Below are 25,438 nucleotides of genomic sequence, written 5' to 3'. Positions count from 1 at the left end.
ATGCCGGAATTCGAGCTGACCGCTTCACCCTCGCCGGAGGAACTGGCTGCGATCACCGATGCGCTCTCGGCCTTCAACACCAGCGATGTCGGCCCCTCCGATCGCCGGCCGCTCACCGTTCTCATCCGTGATACCGACGGCAAGGTGACCGGCGGCCTGTCGGGCTTCACCGCCTGGGGCTGGCTCTTCACCCAGATGCTCTATATTCCCGACACGCTGCGCGGCACCGGTCTCGCCGGCAAGATCCTTGCAAAGGCGGAAGAAGAGGCCAAGGCGCGCGGCTGCCGCGGCGCCTGGATCGACACCTTCAGCCCGCTGGCTCTCAGTGCCTATTTGCGTCAGGGTTATGAAGTCTTCGGCGAGCTCGAGGATTTCCCGGAAGGTCGTAACCGCAGCTTCCTCCGGAAAACCCTCTGATCATCCATGCCAGGCAATTGCGCCCTTCAGCCGTTCGTGTACGCCCTCAGCCATCGGAACGACGAGCACACGGCCGGGATCGACGGGTCCTGGAAAGGAAAGTGCATTATATGTGACCTTCTCGAAGCCGAGCGGGCCGTAATAGGGCGGATCGCCGACGAGGATCACGGCTTCCGAGCCCTTGCGTCTTGCCGCCTCCACCGCGATCCGCACCAGTTCGCGACCGATGCCCTGGTTCTTATGGGAGGGACGGACGGCAAGCGGGCCGAGAAGGTGACCCTTCACCGTGCCGGCCAGCACCGGCGTCATGCGCACCGAGGCGATCGTCTCGCCATTGTCGGTGCAGATGAAGGAGAGCGACAGATCATGCGGCCCCTGCTCACGGATGCGCGCGGCAGCGCGCGTGAAGCGGCCCGGACCGAAAGCTTCCTCATTGATGTGTTCGATGGCGGCGTCATGGGACGCGTCTTCGGTGAGGTAGACGAGATCGTGCTGGTACATGATGACAGAAACCGGATGGACAGATTGATGGGTCTCGAACACGCCTTGGGCGTTCGGGAGCATCAGCGTCGTCGCGGGTTTCTGGAAATGAACATCAGGCAAAGATCCTAAAATCGTGAAGTGGCCGATAGCAGGAAAAATTTCCGCCGTCCAACGCAAAATGCACGCTTCTGCGCTCGGAACTATGCAGTGCCCAAACCGCGTGACACACTGTTCAACCTTTACCGCCTGCAAAGCCCCGCTATCTCAGCTAACTTCGGCCCCGACACGCAACCAAAGGAAATGAAGATCATGGGAATGCTGGTGGACGGCGTCTGGCATGACATCTGGTACGACACGAAGGAAAGCAAGGGCCAATTCAAGCGGCAGCCCTCGCAGTTCCGCAACTGGGTGACATCGGACGGTGAGGCCGGCCCTTCCGGCAGCGGCGGCTTCAAGGCCGAAGCCGGGCGTTACCATCTCTATGTCTCGCTTGCCTGTCCCTGGGCGCACCGCACGCTGATCTTCCGCAAGCTAAAGAAGCTGGAGGAGCTGATTTCAGTCTCCGTCGTCGATCCGCTGATGCTCGAGAACGGCTGGGAATTCAAGATCGGCGACGGCGCCACCGGCGACCAGCTCTTCGGCGCCGACACCCTCTGGCAGATCTACCTCAAGGCCGATCCCCACTATTCCGGCCGCGTCACCGTTCCCGTGCTTTGGGACAAGACGACCGCCACGATCGTCAACAACGAATCGGCCGAGATCATCCGCATGTTCAACAGCGCCTTCGACGGACTGACAGGCTCGAAGGCCGATTTTTATCCGGACGACCTCCGCGCCGAAATCGATGCGCTGAACGCCACTGTCTACGACACCGTCAACAATGGCGTCTACAAGGCGGGCTTTGCCACCACTCAGGAAGCCTATGAGGAAAACGTCGGCAAGCTGTTCGAAACCCTCGACATGCTCGACGACCGCCTTGGCAACAGCCGCTACCTGTTCGGCAACAGGCAGACCGAGGCCGACTGGCGCCTGTTTACGACCCTGGTGCGCTTCGACCCCGTTTATGTCGGCCATTTCAAATGCAACATCCGCCGGATCGCCGATTACCGCAATCTGTCGGGCTACCTGCGCGATCTCTACCAGACGGCCGGCATTGCCGAAACGGTGAACCTGAAGCACATCAAAGAACACTATTACCGCAGCCACAAGACGATCAACCCGACCGGCATCGTTCCCGTCGGCCCGGCGCTTGATCTCGACAGCCCGCATGGCCGCGCTACTGCGCCGCGCGTCTTTTCAGACGCGCAAAGGACGCTCTAACATCTAGAATTGCTGCATACCGCGGCCTGAGGGACCCTTACCAGCGGTGGTCGGGCTCCTGCTCACCTCGAAGCTCGGCGAGGCGGCGATGTGTCGCCTCGGTCGTGCCCTCGGGCAGACTGTCGAGCGAAAAGAAGCCGCTGTCGGAGATCTCCCAGTCCGGTGAGCGTGGCGCCGTCTGCTCGACGCTCGCCCGGTAGAACACGACATGGTCCCGGCGGGTGTTGGTGGTGTTGAAATAGACCTGCACCAGCTGCGGCTTGCCGATGATCCTGAGGTTGCCCTCCTCGCGCAGCTCTTTCGCAAGCGCTTCTTCGACCGTCTCGTTGCGCTCCAGTCCGCCGCCCGGCATATGCCAACCGCCGACATAGCTGTGGCGCACGAGGAAAATCCGACCGTCCGCATCGAAGCACGCAGCCCTGACACCCATCGTCATGCCGCGGGCGAAGGAGAAATAGACATGCAGGAGGCGCAAGGCCAGCCTGATGTGAGGGGGCCGCTTCTCTTTATCCACCATCGCTCCGTTTCAGCTCTTCATCGCGCCGGATGTGTTTGATTTGTCAATAAGCTGGTCTATGTCTCGTAGCATGTTTAAGCTCGCGCATATTTCCGACGTCCACCTCGGGCCGTTGCCCAGTCTTTCCATTCAAGAGCTGTTTTCAAAACGCATAACAGGCTTTGTGAACTGGCATCGAAATCGACGCAAGCACCTTTTCGGCAGCACGCTGGATCTGCTGCTCGACGACATCCGCGCCCATCAGGCAGATCACCTGGCAGTCACCGGCGACCTCGTCAACCTGGCGAGCGGCATTGAGATTCGCGCCGCCGCTGCCTGGCTGCGCGCGCTCGGCGATCCCGCGAACACGTCAGTCGTTCCCGGCAATCATGACGCCTATGTGCCCGGCGCCTACGAGAAGTCGATGCGCGCCTGGTACGATTATGTCCGCGGCGATCTCGCCCCGCCGCAATGGCAGGAGGATCGCCATATCTTCCCTTATCTGCGCATCCGCGACAAAGTCGCGATCGTCGGCTGCTCGACAGCGGTCGCCACCCCTCCCTTTGCCGCCTCCGGCTTTTTCGGCGCGCGACAGGCCCGCGATACAGTCAACGTGCTGCGCGCGGCCGGCGAAGCCGGTCTCTTCCGCGTTGTCATGATCCATCATCCGCCGATCCGCGGCGCCACGGCCTTTTACAAACGAATGATCGGCATCCGCCGCTTCGCCGCCGTGATTTCGACGGGCGGCGCCGAACTCGTGCTGCATGGCCATACGCACCTGAACACGCTGCACTGGCTGCGCGGCCAGGTGCAGCCAGTGCCTGTCGTCGGCATCGCGTCAGCCTCGCAGGGCCCGGGCAGCATCAGGCCGCCTGCCGCCTACAACCTCTTCTCCATCGACGGCTCGCCCGGCGCCTGGGAGCTCAGCGGCGAGCGCTTCAGCCTCAACAGGGCCGGCGACGCGGTGATGTCGGAAAGCGCAGATATTTTCACGCGTTAGCGCCGGTTCCGGACTCCTTTTATCCAGCACTTGAACCGATCTGAGAGGACGTCAGGCCATCGTCGCAACAATCACCATGGCGGCCGCTTAACCTCTTGGTATTTTTAGCGGTAAGCGTACAATCCCGGCGATTGCATCGCCTGAGAACGGAGCACACTTATGACGTCTTCTTTCCGTCACCTGTCCATAATTTCGCTCGCCGCCGGCTTTGCCTTCGGCATCGCCACGGCTGCTTTCGCGGTCGGCGACAACAACGATGACACCAATCCGCCGCCGAAGACCCAGACGACCAAGACCTGCACCGGCGGCAAGGTCTGGGACAAGGCCAAGAAGGAATGCGTCAATCCGAAGAAGAGCAGCTTCAATGACGACGATCTCTATAAGTTCGCCCGCGAGTTTGCCTATGCCGATCAGTATGACAATGCCATCACCGTGCTCAATCTCGCCCGCAATCAGAACGACCCGCGCATCCTGAACTATCTCGGCTACGCCAACCGCAAGGCCGGTCGCATGGAGCTCGGCATGTCCTACTATCGTAGGGCGCTACAGGCGGATGAGAACTACATCCTCGCCCGCTCCTATATGGGCATGGCGATGGTGGAACAGGGAGATATCCAGGGAGCCCGCGTCCAGCTTGTCGAAATCCGCGATCGCGGCGGCGAAGGCACATGGGCCTATCGGGCTCTGCTGCAAAGCTTGAACGGCTACAAGACATATTGACGCAAGGTTTGTGGGCAACAATGCGAAAATCCCTTGAGAAAAGGGGATGAAGACGGCCGGATGCTTGCGAAGTGCAGCAGATTTGTTTCATAAAGCACTGGCATCGTCGGCGTCGATAAGGCCGGCTTCGCGTTCGACGGCGAACCCTTCGTCCGCGAAACCATTGTGAATGCTTCTTGGATAGACAATGCGTCAACCCGCAACGACCATCGATCTCCGGCGTGATCTCGTCGGCCTTCTGCCCCGCCTTCGCCGCTTCGCGATCACGCTCGCGGGTGAGGCTGCCGTGGCCGACGAACTCGTTCAGGCCGTCTGTCAGCGCGCCATCACCAAGGGCAATCAATGGAGCGGTGAAGGCCGGTTGGAAAGCTGGATCTACACGCTTGCCCGCCAGCAATGGACCGACGACAGCCGCAAGCGCAAGCCGAAGGCTTCCGTCCGCGGCAACGTCACCGATATACGCGAGGCCGCGCGCGAACGCTCGGCTGGAGCCGATCCCGACGGCATCCATCACATGATCGCCGATATGCCGGACGGTCTTTCCAGCATGTTCCTGCTCGTCGACGTCGAAGGCCACAGCTACCAACAGGCGGCCGACATCATGGGCACGCCGGTGGCAAATGTCGTCTCCCAACTCGCGACCGCAAGGCTGCATTTTGCCGGGCTTGCCGGCACCCACCCGATCCACAGGTACTGAATTTGCTCGATCTCAGGAAATTGCCGCTCGAAGCCCAGCTCACCGCCCTTCTCGATGGCGAGGTCTCGCCCGAACAGCGGCACGAACTGGAGCAGCGCCTGGCAACCGACGAGAGCACGCGCCGGCTGCACGAGAAGCTGCGCCACGGCGCCGATTTCGGCCGCCACCGCTTCGACGATATCCTGAAGGAGCCCGTGCCGCTCGCCCTCGTCCGCGCGATCAAAAGCACGCAGCCGCCAAAAACGCCGATCGCCCAGCGCGCCACGCGCCCGCATGTGAAACTGGCGCCGAGCGGCCCGCAGGCACTGGCCGCCGCTCTCATCCTCTTCGCCGTCGGTTGCGGTATCGGCTATTTCGTCGGCACCGCCCCGGATGCCGACGAAATAGCCACCACAACCTCCGCCACCGCACCGGCCAATACCAGCGACTGGCTGGGCGACGTCACAGCCTATCAGCGCCTGCTGATCCGCCAGCCTCGTCATCTCGTCGAAGTGCCCGCCTCGCAGGCAGAGGAAATCTCCAGCTGGCTGACGACCGCGATCGGCGTGCCCTTCCGCGTGCCGGATCTCAGCGGCGAAGCCTGGACCTTCCAGGGCGCCCGCGTCATCCTCGGCGACAGCCGCCCTGTCGGCCAGCTCGTCTATTCCAACGCCGACGGCGACGTAATCTCCATCTGCTTCCGCAAGGACGCGCAGCCACCGGAGACCGACGACTTCAAGGAAACGATCAAGGACGAGATCGGCCTCGTGACCTGGCACAATGCCGGCACGTCCTACGTGCTTGCCGGCCCCTCCGCCGAAGCGACGCTCGGCCAGCTCGCAATGAAAATCGCTACCGCGATCTGACGGCGCCCTGATGCATCTCGCCCGGAATTGCGCAGCGGGATAACGACATACAAAAACAAAGAGCTAAAGCGCGTCGCATGAATCAAGTTTGATGCGACGCGCTTTAGCTCCAATTCATTTCAAGCCGCATCGATCGCGGCCTGAGTTCTTAAGATCAGGCCTTGCCGGCCTTCACCTCGAGCACGCGGTTTGCCGCCGAGACGATCGCTTCCAGCGATGCCGCGACGATGTTGGTATTGACGCCGGCTCCGAACAGCTTGCCGCCGGGATAGGAAGTCTCGACATAGGAGATCGCTGCCGCGTTCGAGCCGTGCTGCAGCGAATGTTCGGAATAGTCCTCGACCGACATCTCGATGCCGAGATAATGCGACAGCGCGTTGATGAAGCCGTCGATCGGGCCGTTGCCGCGTCCTTCGATGCGCTTGATCTCGCCATTGTCGGTGATCTCAGCCGCCACGATCCGCTGACCCTTGTGCTCGGTATCGGGATAGGTGTGGTGGTCAACGAATTTGAGGCGCGCGCTCGGCTGCGTCACGTAGCGCTCGATAAAACGGTCGTAGATCCGCTTCGAAGGAAGCTCCTTGCCCTCTACGTCGGTAATACGCTGGATATCCTCGCGGAACTCGACCTGCAGGTTGCGCGGCAGGTTCAGCCCGTAATCCTGCTGCAGAATATAGGCGATGCCGCCCTTGCCGGACTGCGAGTTGATGCGGATGATCGCCTCATAGGAACGGCCGACATCGCGCGGATCAATCGGCAGGTATGGGACTTCCCAGACGGGATGGTTGGCGACCTGCGCCGCCTTCATGCCCTTATTGATCGCATCCTGATGCGAGCCTGAGAAGGCCGTATAGACCAGCTCGCCGACGTAAGGATGACGCTCGGAAATCGCCATCTGGTTCGAATATTCGAACACTTCCTTGATGCGCCCGATGTTCGAGCAGTCGATTTCGGGATCGACGCCTTGCGTGAACATGTTCAGCGCCATCGTCACCATGTCGACATTGCCGGTGCGCTCGCCATTGCCGAAGAGCGTGCCTTCGACGCGGTCGGCGCCTGCCAGCAAGGCCAGTTCGGCGGCGGCGATCCCTGTGCCGCGGTCGTTATGCGGATGCAGCGAAACGATCAGGTTGTCACGATTGTCGAGGTTGCGGCACATCCATTCGATCTGGTCGGCATAGACGTTCGGCGTCGCCATCTCGACGGTGGACGGCAGGTTGATGATCAGCTTGTTATCTGGCGTCGGCTTGACGACCTCGATGACGGCATTGCAGATTTCCAAAGCCACCTCGAGCTCGGTGCCGGTGAAGCTCTCCGGCGAATATTCGAAACGATAACCACCGCCCGCCTTGGCGGCCATGTCGGTGATCATCTTGGCGGCATCGACGGCGATCTGCTTGATGCCCTGCACATCCTTGGCGAAGACGACGCGGCGCTGCAGCTCGCTGGTCGAGTTATAGAAATGCACGATCGGCCGGTTTGCGCCTTCCAGCGCCTCGAAGGTGCGGGTGATGAGTTCCGGGCGGCACTGCACCAACACCTGCAGGGAGACGTCGGCGGGCACGTTGCTCTCTTCGACACACCAGCGGGCGAAATCGAAGTCGGTCTGCGAGGCCGAGGGGAAACCGATCTCGATTTCCTTGAAGCCCATCTCCAGCAGCAGCTGGAACATCCGCGCCTTGCGATCGTGGCCCATCGGGTCGACCAGTGCCTGGTTGCCGTCGCGCAGGTCGACCGAGCACCAGACCGGCGCCTTGGTGATGGTTTTCGTCGGCCAGGTGCGGTCGGGAATGTTCACCTGCGGATACGCCCGGTATTTCACCGCAGCGTCGGGCATGCCTTTTGCAGCGTCGGACATGCCTTTTGCGGGGGCGGCCTTCAGTGAGGATTGCGTCTTCGCGTCCATCGTATCGTCTCCTCGTCCCGGCATTTGCCCGCTCTTAGCCGATCGTATCAGGCTTGGCGATATACAAATGCGGACCTTTGTCGGTCATTAGTTCAATTTTGAAAGTGAGTCGCGAGGAGCGATGGCCGGGCGGGCCTTCGGCCGCCGGGCGCTCCTCAAAGGACCCGGCAACCGCGCGTAAGGCCGAGGAGAAGAAGCGAGGTCAGGGCGCGCGTATTGTCACGCAGGGCGATGCGGCCGCGTGCAATCGTGTCAGAAATTCTGGCGCCAGTGGTCTTCATGGCCGCGCTTATAACCTCGGGCGGTGGAACTGGCAAGCCCTTGCCAGGCTTTTGGCGGCCGATGGCGCAATGACATTCCGCTATCGCGGCTGGCTTCGATCTTTCCAAACACTCACCAGCCGCGCCAGCGCCAGCATCAGCCCGCCCGCGATCAGGCCCCAGAAAGCGCCGGAAATGCCGCCGAAGGAAACGCCTGAGGCGGTGACCAGGAAGGTGATCGCCGCCGCCTCGCGCGACTCCGGGGCCTGGAAGGCCGACATCGCCGAGGAGGAGAAGGCGCCGACCAGTGCCAGCCCTGCCACCGCCTCGATCAGGACGGGAGGCGCAAGGGCGACGAAGGCAGTCACCGCGCCAGCGAGCAGCCCGAGGATGACATAGCCGACGCCGGCGATCAGTGACGCCCAATAGCGCCTCTTCGGATCGGCGTGGGCATCCTGTCCGGCACACATCGCCGCGGTGATTGCCGCCAGATTAACAGCATGGCCGCCGAACGGCGCCGACAGCAGGGAGAAAAAGCCGGTGACGGCAAAGAGCGGACCGGGTTTCGGATCGTAGTGATTGACCTTCAGGACCGCGATACCCGGAATATTCTGCGAGGCCATGGTGACGATGAACAGCGGCAGCGCGATTGAGACAAGGCCGGCAAGATTGAACACCGGCCAGATGATCTCCGCCGTCGGCACCAGCGACCGTTCGAGCGAACTCAGTGCACCGTCGGGAATATCGACGCCAAAGACCAACACCAGCACGAAGGCAGCGAGCGCTGCCGGTACCGCCCACAGCCGCTTGAAGGCGCCGACGACGATCCAGGCGACGACGATCGGCAGGCCGAGGAGCGGGTTGAAGCCGATCGCCTTCACCGGCGCGAAGCAGAGGCCGATCAGCACGCCTGATAGCATCGCATTGGCGAGCGGCGCAGGAATGGCGGCAACCGCCCGGCCGAGCGGCTTGAAAAGTCCGGCGACGACAATCAACGCAGCACAGATCAGAAATGCGCCGACCGCCGCATTGAAGCCGCCGTCGATTGCCCCGGTGCTTGCCAGCAGCGCGGCGCCGGGCGTCGACCAGGCGATACTGATCGGCAATCGCGTCAAGGCACAGAGCACGATCGCGCAAACGCCCATGGAGATCGACAACGCCATCAGCCCCGAAGCCGCTTGCGCATCCGTCGCACCGACCGCTTCGAGCCCGTGCAGCACGACGGCAAACGAGCTGGCAGAACCGACGAAGGCGGTCAGCAGCCCCATGAACAGGGCCTGGACGGAAAAATCTTTGTGCATGGCGGGACTCTTGGACTGTAAGAACGGCGCATGGAGCATGATGGTTGCCGCAGGCGCAAGTCCGGATTCAGGCCTTTCCGTTCAGTCCTCGCCGATAGGAGTGCTATCTCCACTCAAGCACTGCTGAAAGCAAACCGCCCTCACCTGAGATCTGCAGGCAAGGGCGGGTTCTTAGCAGCTTTGAATGAGAGAACTCAGATATCGGCCTGCGACGTCACGATCCGCGAGACGAGGCCATAATCCTTCGCCTCTTCGGCCGAAAGCCAGTAGTCGCGATCGGTATCCCTGGCGATCTTGTCGAGCGGCTGACCGGTGGCCTCAGCCATGATCCTGTTCAGGCGGTCGTTCATCTTGATGATCTCGCGCGCCTGGATCTCGATATCGGATGCCATGCCGCGCGTGCCGCCGGAGGGCTGATGCAGCAGGAAGCGGGTGTTCGGCAGGCACAGGCGCCGCTCCTTCGGAGTGGCGACATAGATCAGCGCGCCGGCCGAGGCGACCCAGCCGGTGCCGATCATCCAGACCTTCGGCTTGATGAACTTGACCATGTCATGGATGGAATCGCCGGATTCGACGTGGCCGCCGGGCGAATTGACATAGATGCGGATGTCTTCGTCGCTGGCCGCAGCAAGCGCCACGAGCTGCGAGCAGACCTTCTGCGCCAATTCCTGATTGATCGGTCCGTAGATGAAGATCGAACGCGACTTGAAAAGATTCGCCTCCGTTTCCTTGCCGAGCGGCAGTTCCTTCGTCTTGTCGTCCTGGTCTTCGTCGTTCATTCGAACCTCTTGGAGATGAATTCGGCTTCCCCGCACATAGTGCGACTCAATGCCTAAAACAATGTGGGAAAAACACAAGGCACCGAAGCGATGGAGATATCCTTAAGAAGCCGCGCGTCGTTCTGCAAGCCTTACTGAATTGTAACGGGCAAAGGCTTTGAAAAGCCTAAATCGGTTCCTACCTCAACCTCACGCAGCGAAAGCTGCACCGAAAAAATCATCGAGCGTTCTTAATGCGTCCGGTCGGACACGGGAGCGCTCTGGAGCAACAGGAGACAGGACATGTCACCCGAAGAACGCCAATTGCTGACTGCCCTCTTCGATCGTGTGCGCACCGCGGCCGCCCAGCCGCGCGACCGCGACGCCGAGGCCCTGATCGACCAGGCGACGCGCGAGCAGCCCTCGGCCACCTATTATCTTGCCCAGGCCGTCATCGTTCAGGAAAAGGGGCTGGAGGCGGCGGCCAATCATATCAAGGAGCTCGAGGAGCATGTCCGCCAGCTGGAAGCCGGCGCGAACGATCACCGCCAGGCCGAACAGGGCGGCGGCTTCCTGAGCTCGATCTTCGGCAACACCCAGACGCAGCAGCCAGCACCCATTCCGTCCAGCCCTGGCGCTTCTGGTCCCTGGGGCCAGCAATCACGCGCCTATGACGAACCCCGCGGCTACGACCGCGATGCCCGCCAGCCGCAGCAGCAGCCGACTGGCCCCTGGACCCAGCAGGCCTCTGCGCCTTCGGCCGGCGGCGGCTTCCTGCGCGGCGCGCTCGGCACGGCAGCGGGCGTTGCCGGCGGCATGCTGCTTGCCAATTCACTGAGCGGCATCTTCGGCAATCACATGTCCTCGCTCGGCTGGGGCTCGCCCTTCGGCGCAAACCCCTTCGGCAATGCCAGTGCTCCCACCGAGGAAACCGTCATCAACAACTATTACGGCAATGACGACACAAGCCAGGCCTCGGACAACGCTGCCGATGACAACGACAATGCCAATGTGCAGCAGGCCGATTACGACGGCGGCGACGATTCTGCCGACGACTCATCCGGTGGCGACGTCACGGACGTGTGAGGTTTATTAGGCAGAAATGGGCGGCAGTTGGTTTCGCATTGCCGCACTGTTGCCCGGCCCTTCGCTTTAAGCTCAGGGCGTTCGCTGCTGCAATCGATTCACTGGATCGATTGCTCGGGCTTCGCCCGACCGCAGCTCACCCGCGCCCGCGATAGGTGGCGACGCCCTGCTCCGGCAGCCACACCCCTTCCGGCGGCGTGCCCGTCTGCCAGAACACGTCGATTGGAATGCCGCCGCGCGGATACCAGTAGGCGCCGATCCTCAACCACCTGGGATCGAGCAGCTCGACGATGCGCTTGGCAATGTAGATCGAGCAATCCTCATGAAAAGCGCCGTGATTGCGGAAGGAATGCAAGAAGAGCTTCAGCGACTTCGATTCCACCAGCCATTCGCCGGGAATGTAGTCGATGACGATATGGGCGAAATCCGGCTGCCCGGTCATCGGGCAGAGCGAGGTGAATTCCGGCGCGGTGAAGCGCACCACGTAATCGGTGCCGGCATGGTTGGACGGCACTTTTTCAAGCACCGCCGCCTCCGGCGACCGCGCGGTTTCGGTTTGCTGGCCCAGCATCGACAGGCTGGAGGTATCGGTATTCGGCATCATGCCTCCTTGACGACCTTGACGCGGATGCCGTGAGCCTTTTCGCCCTCCGGCTCCACATGAATTGCAATGGTGGCGCCCTCGTGCACCGCCCTGATGGCATCCTCAAGGCGGTCGCAGATATCATGCGCCTGGCGTACCGACATGCCGCCTGGCACCACCATATGAAAATCGATGAAGGTCACGGTACCCGCCCGCCTCGTCTTCAGGTCGTGCACGCCGATCGAACCCGCCGCGTGGGTAGCGATCGCCTGCTTGATCGCCTCCTCCTCCTGCGGCTCGACCGCCTGATCCATCAGCCCGCCGATCGATTGTGAGATCACCCTCCAGCCTTGATAAAGGATGTTGACGGCGACGAGAATGGCAAGCACCGGATCGAAGATCGCATAACCCGTCGCCAGCGCCAGCAGCAGGCCGACGAGCACGCCGACTGAGGTCACCACATCGGACATGATATGCTGCCCGTCTGCGGCAAGTGCGGCCGAGCGATACCTGCGCCCGGTCCGGATCAACAGCCGCGCCCAGACCGCATTGATGACGCCGGCCGCGACATTGATCGCAAGGCCGAGCACAGGTGCGTCGAGCATGCGCGGCTCGGCGAGGTAACCGACCGCCTCGTTGACGATCAACAGTGCGGCGACGACGATCAGCACGCCCTCGGTAACGGCCGACAGATATTCCGCCTTGTGATGGCCGAAGGGATGGTCGTGATCGGCCGGCTTCTGCGCATAGCGAATGACGAAAAAGGCGATGAAGGCGGCAACGACGTTGACCGTCGATTCGAGGCCGTCCGACAGCAGCGCCACCGACCCGGTGACCCACCACGCCACCATCTTTAGGCCCATGACGCCAAGCGACAGCGGTATCCCCCACATCGCCAGCGTCCGAACCGTAAGGTCGCCGTTGTCACTCATATCGTCCCCCTGCGGTTGCGAATGAATTGCAGCTCTCAAGCCGTTTAAACGCAAAACCGCCCACGCGACGATCGCGAAGGCGGTTCAGATTGAGGGTGATATGGGCGATGAAGGAGGGTTTGTCAAAGGGAATGAAACGTCGTTCACAGGCGGTGCCTCCCCGATTGAGAGCTGCGTAACCTCCGATGGCGGGTGCCGGGCGGTTCAAGGGGCCGGGTCGGAAAGGACAGGTTGCGGCCAGCGCAAGAGCGCGGCCTGCCCTGCGGGCGTCAGGGCGTAGATACCCTTCTCTACACGCTCGAACCATCCGTAGACGTTGTCGCGCAGGATCGGGCCGGCATTCGCCGCAAGCGCCCTCATCTCCCGCGGTCGTACCAGACCACGTTCGAGTGCTGAGGCGCAGAGCAGTGCCTGCTGGCGATAAGCGGTCATGATCGGCGCTCGCGAACCACCACCGACCGCAGGATCCCCACGGCGGCGCTTGTGCTCGCTGACGAGGCGCGAGCGCCTTTTTGGGTTGGTCCGCGGCATCGGTGAAATGGAACCGACGATAATGCTGACCTCGCCGCCATCGGAGACGCCGAGCATGCCGATACCGAGCCGCCGGCAGAGGTCGCGGTAACGCCTGTCGGCCTCCCGCCCGCGGCCCTTGGCGGAAACACGCGCCGCGATCCAGACTTCATCGCTCATCGCCGCGCGGTCGACCGCCTGCAGAAGCAGTTCGAGGTTGAAGGAGAGTTTCAGTTCGCAGACCACCACGACCGGCGGCTCGCCATCGCTCAAGCCAACGAGATCGCACTTTCCGACCTCGCCCTTCACGACATAACCGGCCGCCTCCAGGAAGGCTTTGACGGGCAGGTAAAGCGATGTCTCCATGGCAGAAAGATGCTTCAGGCGGCGTTGAGATCGGCAATCTCGCCATATCGCGCGAGCAGCCGCGGCGAGGACATGTCGCCGGTTTCCTCGTCAACAATTACGGCATAGGCCGCCACGCCGACGAAACGCTCAGCCATCGCCGAAGCGATCTTTTCCGCGCTGACGGAGTTGGATGCCTGGCGCATTTCGCCGGGTACGAGGTTGCCGCGGTTCTTGCGGTAAGGGAGAACGATGAATTTTTCACTGGCCACGGCAACGGGTTCCGATTGATCGTTCCTGAAATGTTCTGATTTGCTTGAGAAAGTCAACCGAACTCTTCGGTGGAAGCCCGCCCTTCCCGCAACACAGGAAGGGCGAGGGAATTACGCTCAGGCAGCCTTCGTCTTCACCTTGCGTGCCAGATGCGCCACGACGTTTTCGATCATCCGCATCCCGGCGTCACCGCCGAGCGTCATGATCGATTCCGGATGGAACTGTACCGCGGCGATCGGCTCCTTGGCGTGTTCGATGCCCATGATCGTGCCGTCCTCGCTCTCCGCCGTGATGATGAACTCGCGCGGCAGCGTCGAGGGATCGGCAAAGATCGAGTGGTAGCGGCCGACCGTCACTTCCTTCGAAAGGCCGGAGAAGACGATGCCCGGTTCCAGCACGCGGATGCGCGAGGGCTTGCCGTGCATCGGCAGTGCCAGATGGCGCAGTTCTCCGCCATAGGCTTCGGCGAGCGCCTGCAGCCCCAGGCAGACGCCGAAGATCGGCAGGTTGCGCGCCCGCGCCTTCTTGATCGTCGCCTTGCAGTCGAAATCTTTAGGCGTTCCAGGCCCCGGTGACAGCACGACGAGGTCCGGGTTCAGCCGGTCGAAGATTTCCTCCGGCACCGGCGTGCGCACGGTCGAAACGGTCGCCCCCGTCTGGCGGAAATAATTGGCAAGCGTGTGGACGAAGCTGTCTTCATGGTCGACGAGCAGGATGCTGACTCCCTTGCCGACGCTTGCGACGTCGCGCTGAGTCTTGCCGGAATTGCCGGTCTTGGCGTCGCGGATGGCGGAAAGCATGGCAGAGGCCTTCAGTTCTGTTTCGGCTTCTTCTTCCTCAGGGATGGAATCGTTGAGCAGCGTCGCACCGGCGCGCACCTCGGCGATACCGTCTTTGATGCGCACAGTGCGCAACGTCAGGCCGGTGTTCATGTCGCCGTTGAAGCCGACCATGCCGATCGCACCACCATACCATGCGCGCGGGCTCTTTTCACGGCTCTCGATGAAGCGCATCGCCCAGAGCTTCGGGGCGCCGGTGACGGTGACCGCCCAGGCGTGACTGAGAAAACCGTCGAAGGCGTCCATGTCGTCGCGCAGCCGTCCCTCGATATGATCGACCGTGTGGATGAGGCGCGAATACATCTCGATCTGCCGGCGGCCGATCACCTTGACCGAGCCGGGCTCGCACACACGGCTCTTGTCGTTGCGGTCGACGTCGGAGCACATGGTCAGTTCGGATTCGTCCTTCTTCGAATTCAGAAGCTTCAGGATCTGCTCGCTGTCGGCGATCGGGTCGTCACCGCGCTTGATCGTGCCCGAGATCGGGCAGGTCTCGATCCGGCGGCCCGAAACGCGCACGAACATTTCCGGTGAGGCGCCGACCAGATATTCCTGATGGCCGAGATTGATGAAGAAGGAATAGGGCGACGGATTGATCGCCTTCAGCCGCTTGGAGATGTCGGAAGGCTTGCTTTCGCAGCGCTCCATGAATTTCTGTCCGGGCACGACTTCGAAGAGGTCGCCCTTGCGGAAACTTTCCTTCGCCTTGGTCACGAGCTCGGCATATTCACCGGGCCGATGATCGCTCTTCGGCGGGATGGAATCAGTGTGCTTAAAGGGTTCGGGCGCGATATCGCCGGCTTTGCCCTCGGTCGACACGCCGCCTTTTTCGAAATCATAACGGTCGATCCAGGCTTTGGCGGCGTAATTGTCGACGACGAGAATCTCGTCAGGCAGGTAGAGCACCATGTCGCGCTGGTCGGAGGGCCGCGTCAGCTTCAGATCGATCGCGTCGAACTGGAAGGCGATGTCGTAGCCGAAGGCGCCGTAGAGCCCGAGGCTCGCATCCGCCTGCGAATAGAACAGATCGGTCACGGCGCGCAGCACAGTGAAGACCGTCGGCATCTTCGAGCGCTCTTCCTCGGTGAATACCCGGTCCGGCGTCTTGACCGAGAGGTCGAGACGCCGAGCGGAGGAAGCGCCGAGCACGAGGTCGGACACAGTCTTTAGCCGCTCGATCACGAAGCCGAGAAGCACTTCGCCGCGTTCGTTGTAGGCTTCGATCCAGACCTCCCGCCCGAAGGAAGAAATGCCGAGCGGCGGATCGACGACGGCAGTATCCCAGCGCGTATAACGTCCCGGATATTCGTAGTTCGACGAGAACACCGCGCCGCGGCGCTCGTCGAGCTTGTCGATATAGGAAGAGACCGCATCGCCGTAGGGGATTGCCCGCCGCTGTCGCGTGACTGATATGCCGCCCTTGGTCTCGTAGATTTCCGCACCATCATCCCGCAGGATCGTTACCATTGTTCCACTCCGTTATCGGGGCCCGGACGACAGGCGACCATAAAACAAAAAAAGCCGCCTCGAAGTTTCGGGCGGCTCACTCGTCGTCTTTGGACACGATTGGTCGAGGCCGCCTTAGCGAGCCCACCACCAAACAGCAATGTTCAAGGACTTGATCATGGGAAAATTGTTAGCCTGAGATCGGCCGCCACGCAAGAGGCGATTGCGTAATGAAAAAGGGCAGCCCGAAAGCCGCCCGATCTGATGTCCTGCTCTGACCCGATCAGAAAGTTTTCGTCAGCGAGACCTTGAAAGTGCGGCCGGGCTCGGAATACCAATCTTGCGGCTGCAATGCGGCTGAGTTCGGGTTGACGTCGCGCAGGGCGAGCGCATTAAAATATTCCTGGTCGAAAATGTTGTAGACGCCCGCCTGCACCCGCAGGCCCGGCACCTGTTCCGGCGTCCACCAGCCGGTCAGGTCGACGATTGCATAGCCGGGCGCATCGAAGGTCGTATCGGCGGTCGTGCTGAGATGGTCTGTGAGCATGCCTGCCGAAAGCGTCGAGGAAAGATCGAAGCCGAAATTCTCGTTGCTCCAACCGACGCCGACGATCGCCTTGAAGGGCGCGACCGAGCGGAGGCGCTGGGCAGTTTCCTCGTTCCTGCCGTAGGCATAGGCAAGCGCTGCATGCAGATTGATGCCGTTGTTGAACCTCTTGTTGGCGCTCGCTTCGACACCCGAGATCGTCACACTGCTGACATTGGTATAGTTGAACTCCGTGATGCCGGTGGAGGCGTTGACGCTCGTCACCGTTTCAATGAAGTTGTGATATCGGTTGTGGAAGAGCGCCAAGCGACCGTTAAAATCGCCCGTGTCGAAATTGGCGCCCATTTCGACACCATAGCCGGTCTCGGGCTTCAGGTCGGGATTGCCGAGCTGGGCATAATTGCCGCCCGCATTGTAGAAGCGGCTATAGAGCTCGTCGACAGTCGGGGCGCGGAAGGCTGACGACAGCTGGGTGTAGAGCTGTACATCGGGTGTCAGTTCGTAGGTGGCGAGCACCTTCGGCGAAGCATGTTGATCACTGCGATCGGACAGCGTACCGAATTTTGCAAGCGCGGGATTGCTGGCAAAACCGCCACCCGTCGACGGATCATAGCTGAACCAGTCCAAACGAATGCCCGGCGTCAGCGCAAAATTCGTATCGCCGAACTCGATTTTGTCTTCGATCGACAGGCCGATCGTCTTGCTGTCTACGTCCGGCACTTCCGACTGATTGTTGAGCGAAGGGCACGTGGTCGGCGTCGGGCAAAGCGCGGAGCTGTACTGGTTCCAGGCCGACGTCGTCGCGTCGAGCGTTGCTTTTACCGAATGGCGGACGTTCGAATATTCGAAATCCTTGGTGACCGTGCCGTTGAAGCCCCAGGTCTTATTTTCGATCTCATTGTTTCGGCCGTAGGCGACATTGGCCGCTGTGCGTCCATGGCTGCCCGACTCCTTCTTCAGATCCTGCCAATAGAGCGTGGCCCGGGCGTTGGTGAAGAATGCATCTGAGGACTGCGCTTCATAGTCATAGTCGAGCGATACACGATCGCGGTCGCGCAGTTCGCGGCCATCATAATTGTCGATCATGTAGGTGCGCCCGGTTCCCTGTAGCTCTCTCAGGTCGGTTTGGAGATCGCGGCGAAACCGCTCCGCCGTCAGGCCGATGCGATGACCGCCTTCCAGCTCCTGGCGGAGCTTGAAGAGCAGGTTGTGCTGGTCGAAATCGGCGGGATCCGCCTCGGTCCGCAAACGACCGTAACTGTCGCTGTCGCCCATATTGTCGCGTTCATGCCCTTTGCGGTAGCCGCCCTGAAAGAGCATCGACGTGCCGCCGATCTTCTTGGCGGCGGCGGCCGAACCGGAAAGGCTGCTGTCTTCGCTGTCATAGGTGGACTTGACGATCGCGCCCCAGTCGCGGCCTTCGGGAATGATATCCTCCGGCTCCAGCGTATTGACGACGATCGCGCCGCCGAGCATGCCCGAGCCGCCCTTGCTCGAATCCGCCCCGCGCACAATATCAAGCGACGAGAGCGAGTTGAAATCGAACGTATCGCCGCCGCCATTGGCGTTGGCAGGCGCGAAGGCACCTTGGCGCGAGCTGTTCGAGAGATAGGGAATCGGAATGCCGTCGACAACAGTCAGGATGCGTGCGCCGGAGAGGCCGCGCAGATTGACGCCGGCATCGCCGCGCGAGAAATTCACGCCGGGATCGACGCTGCGTCCGAGGTCTTCGAGATTAGTGACCTGTTTCTCGTCCAGCTGCTTGTCGGTGATCTCGGTTGCAAGCGGCGTGTCGGCGACACTGCCCGGCGCCAGGCGTTTGCCCTTGACGACGATCTTCTGCAGGACGGTGCTGTCGTCGGCCGTTGCTTGCGGCGTGGTGGCCGAAGCGCTTTGCGCGAAAGACTGCGAAACAGGAAGAACAACTGCGGCTGCCGTGCAGACCAATAGAACCGAGCGCCAATACCGGACGATCATAACCTACCTCTCATGATGATTACCGGGCTGGCTGGTCGCGGCGCGTCGAACGCTCGAGGGGCTGGCTGGGCTTTTGCGGATGAAAGCGATGCTGAATTTCGCCTTCTTTTCGCCGCATAAAAAACATGAGATATTTTGTCAACATAAAGCGACACTTTATGTTGAATTATTCTATCAAGTTTTAACGATCTTTCCTGACGTTGCGTAATTGCAACGAAAACCGCGATAATGCGTTATCACCTACGCGATCGACATGACGGAACCGGATGCGTTGAGAAAACTTTCGATACTGGCGATCCTTCTCGCCGCAACCGCCTTTCTTGCCGGCGCCCGCCTGCCCCCGCACGGCCCTTTACCCCAACCTCGACCGGACACCGGTGCTGCAACCACCCCTACCCCGCTTCCTGACAAGGCTGAACCGCCCGCACCGGACGATGTGCCCGCGCCTCAGCCAAAGCCTGATATGAAGGAGCCGGCAGTACCGGCGCCAGACCAGCCGGCGGCGCCCCAAACCGAACCAGGAAACACCGAACCCGCAAAGCCCGCACCGGGAGAACCGATGCAAGGTCCGCCGCTCCCGCCTGGCAGGCTCGAAGGCCCGCAGGCTCCGGCGGAGGAGAATAAACCGCCGGCCGAACAGACACTCGAAGAGCAGCACCTGACGATCGAACCCGAAAGCGATGCCGAGCACGCCGAATGCACCGCTGCGCTTAAGGCCTTGGGCGTCGTATTCAAGGATGCACCGCGCATCGACGACGGCAACGGCTGCGGCATCGACAAGCCGATCATCGTCTCAGATGCTTTGCCCGGCATCAGTTTGAACCCGGAGGCGACGATCCGCTGCCCGGCCGCACTCGCCCTTGCCCGCTGGATGAAGGAAAGCGTCATCCCGGCCGCCTCCGCCGCTCTGCCGGAGCAGGGCCGCCTGACGACAGTCAATCAGGCATCGGCCTATATCTGCCGCCTGCGCAACAGCGCCGAAACCGGCAAGATTTCCGAACATGCCCGTGGCAACGCCATCGACATTGCAAGCTTCCATTTCGAAAAGGGCGAAGATGTCGCCGTCCGCTCCCGCCGCGAGGACCCGACATTGACCGGCGCCTTCCAGCGCACCGTCAGCGCCGCCGGTTGCCTCTATTTCACCACCGTCCTCGACCCCGAAAGCGACGCCGCCCACGAGACCCATTTTCATCTCGACGTGATCGAAAGAAAGGGCGCCTATCGCTATTGCCACTGACCATTTGGTGGCTGCGATCCTCGCTTGAATCGTGCAGCGAAATAACCAAATAGAAGCTGCAAAATAGGTGGAGGGGTCAGCGGCAATTGAAGATCATAGCGAACGTCATCCTGGTTCTCCTGATCGTCGCTATTGGCTTCATCTTTACTGGTGAATTGCATTGGCTCTTTGCCATCGGAATGCTGTTCGTCGGGGCGCTGCAAAGCCTTTTCATCTGGCTGTTTATCGATCCGGACTTGGAAAAGCGCCGCGAGCGCCGTCTGCTCGAGCGCTTCGGCAAACCGTCACCGGATCAGAACAACCCCTCGATATAACCCTGCTCGTTCAGGAAAATCCGCTCCGCCGACGGCGATTTCGGCAGGCCGGGCATTGTCATGATCTCGCCGGTGATGGCGACGACGAAGCCGGCTCCCGCCGAAAGCCGCACCTCCCGCACTGTGACGATGTGGCCTTCCGGCGCGCCGCGCAGGCTCGGATCGGTAGAGAAGGAATATTGCGTCTTCGCCATGCAGACCGGCAGCTTGCCGTAGCCCTGCTCCTCCCAGGTCTGCAACTGGTCGCGCACTGCCTTGTCGGCCGTCACCTCGCCGGCATGGTAGATCTTCGAAGCGACGATCTCGATCTTCTCGAACAGCGAAATGTCGTCGCCGTAGAGCGGTTGGAATTTCGCCTGTCCGGATTCGGCCAGTTCCACCACCTTGTGCGCCAGTTCCTCGATGCCGGCTGAACCCAGCGCCCAGTGGCGGCAAAGGATCGCCTCGGCGCCGAGCCTCGAAACAAATTCCTTCACTGCCGCGATCTCGGCGCCGGTATCGGAGACGAAATGGTTGATCGCCACGACGACCGGAACGCCGAACCGGCGGACATTGGCGACGTGCCGGCCGAGATTGGCGCAACCCTTCTTCACCGCCGCGATATCCTCCGTGCCGAGATCCTCTTTCTTCACACCGCCATTCATCTTCAGCGCCCTGACGGTGGCGACGATGACCGCCGCATCCGGTTTCAGCCCGGCCTTGCGGCACTTGATGTCGAAAAATTTCTCGGCGCCGAGATCGGCCCCGAAGCCCGCTTCCGTCACCACATAGTCTCCGAGTTTCAGCGCCGTCTTCGTCGCCGTCACCGAATTGCAGCCATGGGCGATATTGGCGAAAGGCCCGCCATGCACGAAGGCCGGATTATTCTCGAGCGTTTGCACCAGGTTCGGCTGCATCGCATCCTTCAGGAGCACCGCCATGGCCCCGTCGGCTTTCAGGTCGCGCGCATGCACCGGCGTCCTGTCGAAGCGATAGCCGATGATGATGTCGCCGAGCCGCCTCTCCAGATCCTTGAGGTCGGTGGCGAGGCAGAGGATCGCCATCACTTCGGAGGCGACGGTGATGTCGAACCCGCCTTGGCGCGGGAAACCATTGGCAACGCCGCCGAGTGAGGAGACCACGCTTCTGAGCGCCCGGTCGTTCATGTCCATGACGCGCCGCCAGGTGATGCGGCGGATATCGATATTCTCTTCGTTGCCCCAGTAGATGTGATTGTCGATCATCGCCGCCAGCAGATTGTGCGCCGAGGTGATCGCATGGAAATCGCCGGTGAAATGCAGGTTGATGTCTTCCATCGGCACGACCTGCGCGTAACCGCCGCCGGCCGCTCCGCCCTTGACGCCGAAGCAGGGGCCGAGAGAAGCCTCGCGGATGCAGACGATGGCTTTCTTGCCGATCCGGTTCAGCCCGTCGCCGAGCCCGACGGTGGTCGTCGTCTTGCCCTCGCCCGCCGGTGTCGGATTGATCGCGGTGACGAGGATCAGCCGGCCGTCCTTCTTGCCCGCCTGCCCGGCGATGAACTCGGCGCTGACCTTTGCCTTGTCGTGACCGTAGGGAACGAGCTGTTCGACCGGAATGCCGAGTTTCGCCCCGATCTCGAATATCGGCTTTTTGGCCGCAGCACGCGCGATTTCGATATCGGATTTGATTGATGGCATGGATGTTCCCCGTCCCGGCCTTCCGCAGACGCGGAGGTACTTGTTCTCTCTTTATCGGGATAGCGAAATATCGGCGGGGTGTGAATAGCGCTGCGCCTTGCGGCCACCACGCTGGGGCGTTTGAGTGGCGGTCAACGATCGCGATCCTCGTCGCCTTCTATATCGGCCTGGTAGCGGCGCTCGCCGTCTATGCCGTTTCCTTCGGCTACAAGCTCCTGAGGATCGCCTCGGGTGTCTTCGCCCTCGACAAGGCGGAGATCAATTTAACGAAGCAGCCGCAGGAACGATCTCTGCCTCAGCTTTTCTGGGGCATCGAAGACTTTCCTTGGCATCGGGTCCACACAGGCGAGAACCGGGTTCGTCACCATAAGGGATGATACCATTGACAATGCCAAGTTCGAGCGCCTGAGAACGAGGTATAGTCTTTTGCTCAATCGAGGTCGCGAGCATCATCGTCTTGTAAGGCTCGGCATTGACGCCCATCTCGTCGAAATAGGCGAAGAATTTTGGATATTCAGCCTTCGCGGGTCTGACGAGACCGATATCGGAATATCCGACAAGCCGCGGCGTTCCGCTAATCAAGACTAGCGTACAGGTCGAAAGGCAGTATGCACCGCCAGCAGAAACCTCGCCCTCGGTCGCCCCGCTTTTGGCAATGCTCGCCTTGCAACGCGGATCCAGCGTCGGGCAGTTGGGCAACCGCGTTCTGCCAATCGAGGTCTCCAGACCTGCAGCCCGGATAATACGCCCCATCGCGAAAGCCGCATCCATGTCTCCGCCATAGGACTGAAGGACGACCGGCAATTTTCTTCCGCCGAGCGCTTTCAAGATCGCCTCCAGCCGAGCCGGCGTATCCGGCGTGATGTCTCCATCCCCGGAAATCCACTGCGTGCACTCGTCCTGGCAATTGCCATGATACATCAGCAGAAAGTCCATCGGCCGGGTTTTCGGCAGAGTCTCGTTTGTGACTGCGACCGCAGCCTGCACAGAGGCCTTGGATACAGGCGTCTCCGCCGCCGCACGGCGATGACAAACGGCCTCGGCCGCTGCATCCGGAGCACAGAGCGGCATGCCAGGCCATTCGTTATAAGCCAACATGTCCGTCGTGAGACCGATTTCAAGTGCGTCTGCGGCCGGCACGATGTTGATGCGGTCAGGGGTGGCGCTCATCATCAGTCCAATCAAATCGGCGCTAACGCCCATTTCCTTCAGATAGGCCGTAAGAGCAGCAGTGGCCTTCTTGCCTAGCTTGGTGGAACTGCTGCTCCCCGCTGACTTTCGGCCCATCTCCTTGCGGGAGATTTCGGTCTTCTTGCCGTTCACCATCTTGTATTCGATGCGGTAGGAAACACGCACTTTGCTGTAGATTGTCGTGATCTGGTGAACGCCGATGAATGCCCATTGCGACGCGACCCGCGAGGTTCCGCCGGCAAACACCAGCGGACAAGCGGAAAAGCAGTATGCGCCATAGGAATAGGTATCACCAAGCGTGGGTTCATTCTTTGCGATAGCGGCATCGCAACGCATATCATCTTCTGGACAATCCTTCAGCCGTGTGCCGCCCACAGCCGTTTCAAGGCCGGCCTTGCGGATCATCCTGCCCATCGCATAAGCGGCGTCTACTTCACCACCTTCTGAAAGAAAGACGATCGGCATTTTTCGGTTGCCGATTGTCTTCAGAATTTTTTTGAGTTGCGCGGGCGTATCGGAGGTTATGCGTCCTTCTGCCGATATCCATTCCGGACAGTCATCCATGCACAGGAGGCTGCGCACGAGGATGAACCGCATCGGCGGCTGACCTTTCTGTTTCTTCTGCTCGGCAGCCTGCGAGGTTGCGGCACCGATCGACAAGCTCAATAGAAGAAAACCAAGTATTACCAATGAAAACATAAACTTCAGGATGACGGCAATTGCAAAGCGCACGATTAAATCGCCTCAGTTATACATGGTTTAGGCTTATCAATTGCATTGAAGGGCAGCAAGCGAGATTCCTACGCCAGTTCCCGTACCGACTTCTGCAGAAGTGATTCTCTCAGACGGCGACTTGCAGCTTGCAGGTACACATCAAGCAAGTAGAAGATGCCGCAGCGCTACATTTCCACCTCAGCACTCAACCAATGCGCGAACAACCGTGGCAAATTATTCACAATTTGAGTTAATCGACTTACACCAAATCAATTGGGACTAGCATCAGGCGGGTTTTCTGTGTTTGATAGCGGTAACATTAGGGCTGCCGGGGGCGTACAAATGTCTTACATGACTACCTCTGAAAGACAGTCATTGCTTTCTGCAGAGCTTGCCATTGCACGAACGCGCAGTCTGTTTGCGCAGGCGCTGGGCCGGGTTTCCGCAGCGTTCGGATTGTCGCATGCAACGCTGATGCACGCTCCCTCCCCGGAAGACCTCCTGTTGAAACCCCTGCTGATCGAGAGTTCGCTGCCGGCCGCCTATATCAGGGAATTCGACCGCGCCCACATGATGCGCGGCTGCCCTTTCGGCCTACGGCTGAGGGAATCCGCCGTCCCTCCGGTCTGGCACCTCAACGACGCTTTCAACGGTCAGGCCTTCCCCGCCGAACTGCATGCCCTGATGCTGCGCCATGCCATACCGGCAGGCGTTGCCATGCCGACCATTGCGGCCGACGGCCAGCGCCTGGTTTTCTGGTTCTGCGGCGAGCGCGCCGCACTTGGCCAGAGCGAGGTCAATGAGCTGGCAATGATCACTCTGCATGCACTCGATGCATACAATGCAGTCAAGCGCAACGAGGAATGCGCGTATAACGCGCTGTCGACCCGCGAACTAGAGGTTGTGCGCTGGACTGCCCAGGGCAAGACCTCGATCGAAATCGGCCAGATCCTGACTTTGTCGGACCACACGGTGAATGCCTATATGACGAACGCGATCAAAAAACTCGATTGCGTCAACCGCACCCAGTTGGTAGCTAAGGCAATTCGATTGAAGCTGATCAACTGAGGAATCGGAAGAGAGTCGGCACGTCGTCCAGTGATCTGGGGGAATCGTGTCTCTTCGTTTCGAACAGCCCATCATCGACAAGACCGAGCAATCCCGCGCCCACATCGGCATCACCGATGCGGAAATCCTTCAGATGCTTGCTGCCTATCGCCTTTTTGGCTTCTGGCGCATCAACATCGAGACCGGACATTTCTTTGCGAGCGAGGATGTACACGAGATCTTCGACCTCCCCTACAGCAACGGCCCCGTCAATCTGACCGAGCTGATGTCGCGCATCCATGAGGAGGACCGCAGTCTGATCGCCCAGACATTCGAAGAGGCGAGCCGTCATGGCGTCGGCTTCCATTTCGTATACCGCGTCGACAGCCGGCTTGGCGGTTACAAGCTGGTGCGCAGCGTCGGCCGCTTTCGTGACGATGAAAGCGGCGGCGGCATCGTCGGCGTCACCTATGAATGCGTCGAGCGGCTGCGCGTCGTCGGTTTCGAGGACGATGCGAGACCCCGCTGACTCCACG

The 25,438-nt window shown here is 60.9% G+C and carries 24 protein-coding genes; 11 read left to right on the top strand and 13 right to left on the bottom strand.

Annotated elements, in window-relative coordinates; all coding sequences use genetic code 11:
- Complete coding sequence (locus tag HJB83_RS17715; protein ID WP_207581314.1) at positions 1 to 417, top strand: GNAT family N-acetyltransferase; 417 nt, start codon at positions 1 to 3, stop codon at positions 415 to 417.
- On the opposite strand, the gene HJB83_RS17710 is transcribed toward HJB83_RS17715, so the two are convergent.
- Positions 418 to 981, bottom strand: a complete 564-nt coding sequence (locus tag HJB83_RS17710) for a GNAT family N-acetyltransferase (protein WP_207581315.1) — start codon at positions 979 to 981, stop codon at positions 418 to 420.
- Positions 982 to 1,209: 228 nt separating this feature from the next.
- Between HJB83_RS17710 and HJB83_RS17705 the strand changes: the two genes are divergently transcribed.
- Positions 1,210 to 2,220: a glutathione S-transferase family protein gene (locus HJB83_RS17705; RefSeq protein WP_221115865.1), complete on the top strand. Its 1,011-nt coding sequence runs from the start codon at positions 1,210 to 1,212 to the stop codon at positions 2,218 to 2,220.
- A gap of 37 nt (positions 2,221 to 2,257) precedes the next feature.
- Here the strand turns inward: HJB83_RS17705 and HJB83_RS17700 are convergent, their stop codons facing one another.
- A complete protein-coding gene (locus HJB83_RS17700; protein ID WP_221132496.1) occupies positions 2,258 to 2,737 on the bottom strand; it encodes an NUDIX domain-containing protein in 480 nt (159 codons plus the stop codon).
- A gap of 70 nt (positions 2,738 to 2,807) precedes the next feature.
- Here HJB83_RS17700 and HJB83_RS17695 point away from each other — a divergent pair, with 70 nt between their 5' ends.
- The 4 genes from HJB83_RS17695 (at position 2,808) to HJB83_RS17680 (ending at position 5,978) form a co-directional block, all read left to right on the top strand.
- On the top strand, positions 2,808 to 3,716 hold the full coding sequence (locus tag HJB83_RS17695; RefSeq protein ID WP_221115866.1) for a metallophosphoesterase: 909 nt from the start codon (positions 2,808 to 2,810) through the stop codon (positions 3,714 to 3,716).
- Positions 3,717 to 3,875: 159 nt separating this feature from the next.
- Positions 3,876 to 4,436, top strand: coding sequence for a M48 family metallopeptidase (locus HJB83_RS17690; RefSeq protein ID WP_207581319.1), 561 nt, complete (start codon positions 3,876 to 3,878; stop codon positions 4,434 to 4,436).
- A gap of 187 nt (positions 4,437 to 4,623) precedes the next feature.
- Entirely contained in the window at positions 4,624 to 5,133 is a 510-nt protein-coding gene (locus HJB83_RS17685) for an RNA polymerase sigma factor (protein WP_207581320.1), read from the top strand.
- Positions 5,134 to 5,135: 2 nt separating this feature from the next.
- On the top strand, positions 5,136 to 5,978 hold the full coding sequence (locus HJB83_RS17680; protein ID WP_207581321.1) for an anti-sigma factor: 843 nt from the start codon (positions 5,136 to 5,138) through the stop codon (positions 5,976 to 5,978).
- Between the two features lie 154 nt (positions 5,979 to 6,132).
- Here HJB83_RS17680 and leuA read toward each other — a convergent pair whose 3' ends face one another.
- The 3 genes from leuA to HJB83_RS17665 form a co-directional block, all read right to left on the bottom strand.
- Positions 6,133 to 7,884, bottom strand: a complete 1,752-nt coding sequence (gene leuA, locus HJB83_RS17675) for a 2-isopropylmalate synthase (RefSeq protein WP_221132495.1) — start codon at positions 7,882 to 7,884, stop codon at positions 6,133 to 6,135.
- Positions 7,885 to 8,245: 361 nt separating this feature from the next.
- Positions 8,246 to 9,445: a benzoate/H(+) symporter BenE family transporter gene (locus HJB83_RS17670; protein WP_405049114.1), complete on the bottom strand. Its 1,200-nt coding sequence runs from the start codon at positions 9,443 to 9,445 to the stop codon at positions 8,246 to 8,248.
- A gap of 194 nt (positions 9,446 to 9,639) precedes the next feature.
- Positions 9,640 to 10,224, bottom strand: coding sequence for an ATP-dependent Clp protease proteolytic subunit (locus tag HJB83_RS17665; protein ID WP_207581324.1), 585 nt, complete (start codon positions 10,222 to 10,224; stop codon positions 9,640 to 9,642).
- A gap of 282 nt (positions 10,225 to 10,506) precedes the next feature.
- On the opposite strand from HJB83_RS17665, the gene HJB83_RS17660 reads away from it, so the two are divergent.
- The gene (locus HJB83_RS17660) at positions 10,507 to 11,289 is read left to right on the top strand and encodes a DUF2076 domain-containing protein (RefSeq protein WP_207581325.1); all 783 of its coding nucleotides are present in this window, start codon (positions 10,507 to 10,509) and stop codon (positions 11,287 to 11,289) included.
- 136 nt (positions 11,290 to 11,425) lie between these two features.
- Here the strand turns inward: HJB83_RS17660 and queF are convergent, their stop codons facing one another.
- The 6 genes from queF to HJB83_RS17630 all read right to left on the bottom strand — a co-directional run bounded on the left by queF (position 11,426) and on the right by HJB83_RS17630 (position 18,741).
- A complete protein-coding gene (gene queF / locus HJB83_RS17655; protein WP_207581326.1) occupies positions 11,426 to 11,890 on the bottom strand; it encodes a preQ(1) synthase in 465 nt (154 codons plus the stop codon).
- Entirely contained in the window at positions 11,890 to 12,804 is a 915-nt protein-coding gene (gene emfA, locus HJB83_RS17650; protein ID WP_221115870.1) for a cation diffusion facilitator family transporter, read from the bottom strand. The genes queF and emfA overlap by 1 nt, the downstream gene beginning before the upstream one ends.
- Positions 12,805 to 13,008: 204 nt before the next feature.
- Positions 13,009 to 13,680, bottom strand: coding sequence for a DUF2161 domain-containing phosphodiesterase (locus HJB83_RS17645; RefSeq protein ID WP_221115871.1), 672 nt, complete (start codon positions 13,678 to 13,680; stop codon positions 13,009 to 13,011).
- Positions 13,681 to 13,694: 14 nt separating this feature from the next.
- Positions 13,695 to 13,931: a hypothetical protein gene (locus HJB83_RS17640; protein ID WP_037078786.1), complete on the bottom strand. Its 237-nt coding sequence runs from the start codon at positions 13,929 to 13,931 to the stop codon at positions 13,695 to 13,697.
- Between the two features lie 117 nt (positions 13,932 to 14,048).
- The gene (locus HJB83_RS17635; RefSeq protein WP_207581329.1) at positions 14,049 to 16,238 is read right to left on the bottom strand and encodes an anthranilate synthase; all 2,190 of its coding nucleotides are present in this window, start codon (positions 16,236 to 16,238) and stop codon (positions 14,049 to 14,051) included.
- A 262-nt stretch (positions 16,239 to 16,500) separates the two neighbouring features.
- Positions 16,501 to 18,741: a TonB-dependent hemoglobin/transferrin/lactoferrin family receptor gene (locus tag HJB83_RS17630; RefSeq protein ID WP_221132494.1), complete on the bottom strand. Its 2,241-nt coding sequence runs from the start codon at positions 18,739 to 18,741 to the stop codon at positions 16,501 to 16,503.
- 253 nt (positions 18,742 to 18,994) lie between these two features.
- Here HJB83_RS17630 and HJB83_RS17625 point away from each other — a divergent pair, with 253 nt between their 5' ends.
- Both HJB83_RS17625 and HJB83_RS17620 read left to right on the top strand, forming a co-directional pair.
- Positions 18,995 to 19,978, top strand: coding sequence for an extensin family protein (locus HJB83_RS17625; protein WP_221132493.1), 984 nt, complete (start codon positions 18,995 to 18,997; stop codon positions 19,976 to 19,978).
- Positions 19,979 to 20,064: 86 nt separating this feature from the next.
- Positions 20,065 to 20,292 carry a hypothetical protein gene (locus HJB83_RS17620; protein WP_221132492.1) on the top strand — a complete coding sequence of 76 codons (228 nt, stop codon included), beginning with the start codon at positions 20,065 to 20,067 and terminating at the stop codon, positions 20,290 to 20,292.
- On the opposite strand, the gene HJB83_RS17615 is transcribed toward HJB83_RS17620, so the two are convergent.
- Both HJB83_RS17615 and HJB83_RS17610 read right to left on the bottom strand, forming a co-directional pair.
- Entirely contained in the window at positions 20,271 to 21,950 is a 1,680-nt protein-coding gene (locus HJB83_RS17615) for a formate--tetrahydrofolate ligase (protein ID WP_221115874.1), read from the bottom strand. The two genes, HJB83_RS17620 and HJB83_RS17615, sit on opposite strands and share 22 nt — an antisense overlap.
- 258 nt (positions 21,951 to 22,208) lie before the next feature.
- Positions 22,209 to 23,840: a hypothetical protein gene (locus HJB83_RS17610; RefSeq protein WP_259671351.1), complete on the bottom strand. Its 1,632-nt coding sequence runs from the start codon at positions 23,838 to 23,840 to the stop codon at positions 22,209 to 22,211.
- Between the two features lie 357 nt (positions 23,841 to 24,197).
- On the opposite strand from HJB83_RS17610, the gene HJB83_RS17605 reads away from it, so the two are divergent.
- Together HJB83_RS17605 and HJB83_RS17600 are read left to right on the top strand one after the other, a co-directional pair.
- A complete protein-coding gene (locus tag HJB83_RS17605; RefSeq protein ID WP_207581334.1) occupies positions 24,198 to 24,923 on the top strand; it encodes a LuxR family transcriptional regulator in 726 nt (241 codons plus the stop codon).
- Between the two features lie 46 nt (positions 24,924 to 24,969).
- Complete coding sequence (locus HJB83_RS17600) at positions 24,970 to 25,431, top strand: PAS domain-containing protein (protein WP_221132490.1); 462 nt, start codon at positions 24,970 to 24,972, stop codon at positions 25,429 to 25,431.
- The last annotated feature ends 7 nt before the right edge of the window (positions 25,432 to 25,438 follow it).

Origin of the sequence: Rhizobium sp. NZLR11, assembly GCF_019685115.1 — a bacterium.
GTDB lineage: Bacteria > Pseudomonadota > Alphaproteobacteria > Rhizobiales > Rhizobiaceae > Rhizobium.
The sequence above is the reverse complement of the archived record's forward strand: the minus strand, read 5'-3'. Positions and strand labels throughout refer to the sequence as shown.

What these genes read in the sequence shown, in the direction of transcription:
- HJB83_RS17715 (WP_207581314.1), top strand. Translation starts at nt 1, where the DNA reads ATGCCGGAATTCGAGCTGACCGCTTCACCCTCGCCGGAGGAACTGGCT.
- HJB83_RS17710 (WP_207581315.1), bottom strand. Translation starts at nt 981, where the DNA reads ATGCTCCCGAACGCCCAAGGCGTGTTCGAGACCCATCAATCTGTCCAT.
- HJB83_RS17705 (WP_221115865.1), top strand. Translation starts at nt 1,210, where the DNA reads ATGGGAATGCTGGTGGACGGCGTCTGGCATGACATCTGGTACGACACG.
- HJB83_RS17700 (WP_221132496.1), bottom strand. Translation starts at nt 2,737, where the DNA reads ATGGTGGATAAAGAGAAGCGGCCCCCTCACATCAGGCTGGCCTTGCGC.
- HJB83_RS17695 (WP_221115866.1), top strand. Translation starts at nt 2,808, where the DNA reads ATGTTTAAGCTCGCGCATATTTCCGACGTCCACCTCGGGCCGTTGCCC.
- HJB83_RS17690 (WP_207581319.1), top strand. Translation starts at nt 3,876, where the DNA reads ATGACGTCTTCTTTCCGTCACCTGTCCATAATTTCGCTCGCCGCCGGC.
- HJB83_RS17685 (WP_207581320.1), top strand. Translation starts at nt 4,624, where the DNA reads ATGCGTCAACCCGCAACGACCATCGATCTCCGGCGTGATCTCGTCGGC.
- leuA (WP_221132495.1), bottom strand. Translation starts at nt 7,884, where the DNA reads ATGGACGCGAAGACGCAATCCTCACTGAAGGCCGCCCCCGCAAAAGGC.
- HJB83_RS17670 (WP_405049114.1), bottom strand. Translation starts at nt 9,445, where the DNA reads ATGCACAAAGATTTTTCCGTCCAGGCCCTGTTCATGGGGCTGCTGACC.
- HJB83_RS17665 (WP_207581324.1), bottom strand. Translation starts at nt 10,224, where the DNA reads ATGAACGACGAAGACCAGGACGACAAGACGAAGGAACTGCCGCTCGGC.
- HJB83_RS17660 (WP_207581325.1), top strand. Translation starts at nt 10,507, where the DNA reads ATGTCACCCGAAGAACGCCAATTGCTGACTGCCCTCTTCGATCGTGTG.
- queF (WP_207581326.1), bottom strand. Translation starts at nt 11,890, where the DNA reads ATGCCGAATACCGATACCTCCAGCCTGTCGATGCTGGGCCAGCAAACC.
- emfA (WP_221115870.1), bottom strand. Translation starts at nt 12,804, where the DNA reads ATGAGTGACAACGGCGACCTTACGGTTCGGACGCTGGCGATGTGGGGG.
- HJB83_RS17645 (WP_221115871.1), bottom strand. Translation starts at nt 13,680, where the DNA reads ATGGAGACATCGCTTTACCTGCCCGTCAAAGCCTTCCTGGAGGCGGCC.
- HJB83_RS17635 (WP_207581329.1), bottom strand. Translation starts at nt 16,238, where the DNA reads ATGGTAACGATCCTGCGGGATGATGGTGCGGAAATCTACGAGACCAAG.
- HJB83_RS17630 (WP_221132494.1), bottom strand. Translation starts at nt 18,741, where the DNA reads ATGATCGTCCGGTATTGGCGCTCGGTTCTATTGGTCTGCACGGCAGCC.
- HJB83_RS17625 (WP_221132493.1), top strand. Translation starts at nt 18,995, where the DNA reads ATGACGGAACCGGATGCGTTGAGAAAACTTTCGATACTGGCGATCCTT.
- HJB83_RS17615 (WP_221115874.1), bottom strand. Translation starts at nt 21,950, where the DNA reads ATGCCATCAATCAAATCCGATATCGAAATCGCGCGTGCTGCGGCCAAA.
- HJB83_RS17610 (WP_259671351.1), bottom strand. Translation starts at nt 23,840, where the DNA reads ATGTTTTCATTGGTAATACTTGGTTTTCTTCTATTGAGCTTGTCGATC.
- HJB83_RS17605 (WP_207581334.1), top strand. Translation starts at nt 24,198, where the DNA reads ATGTCTTACATGACTACCTCTGAAAGACAGTCATTGCTTTCTGCAGAG.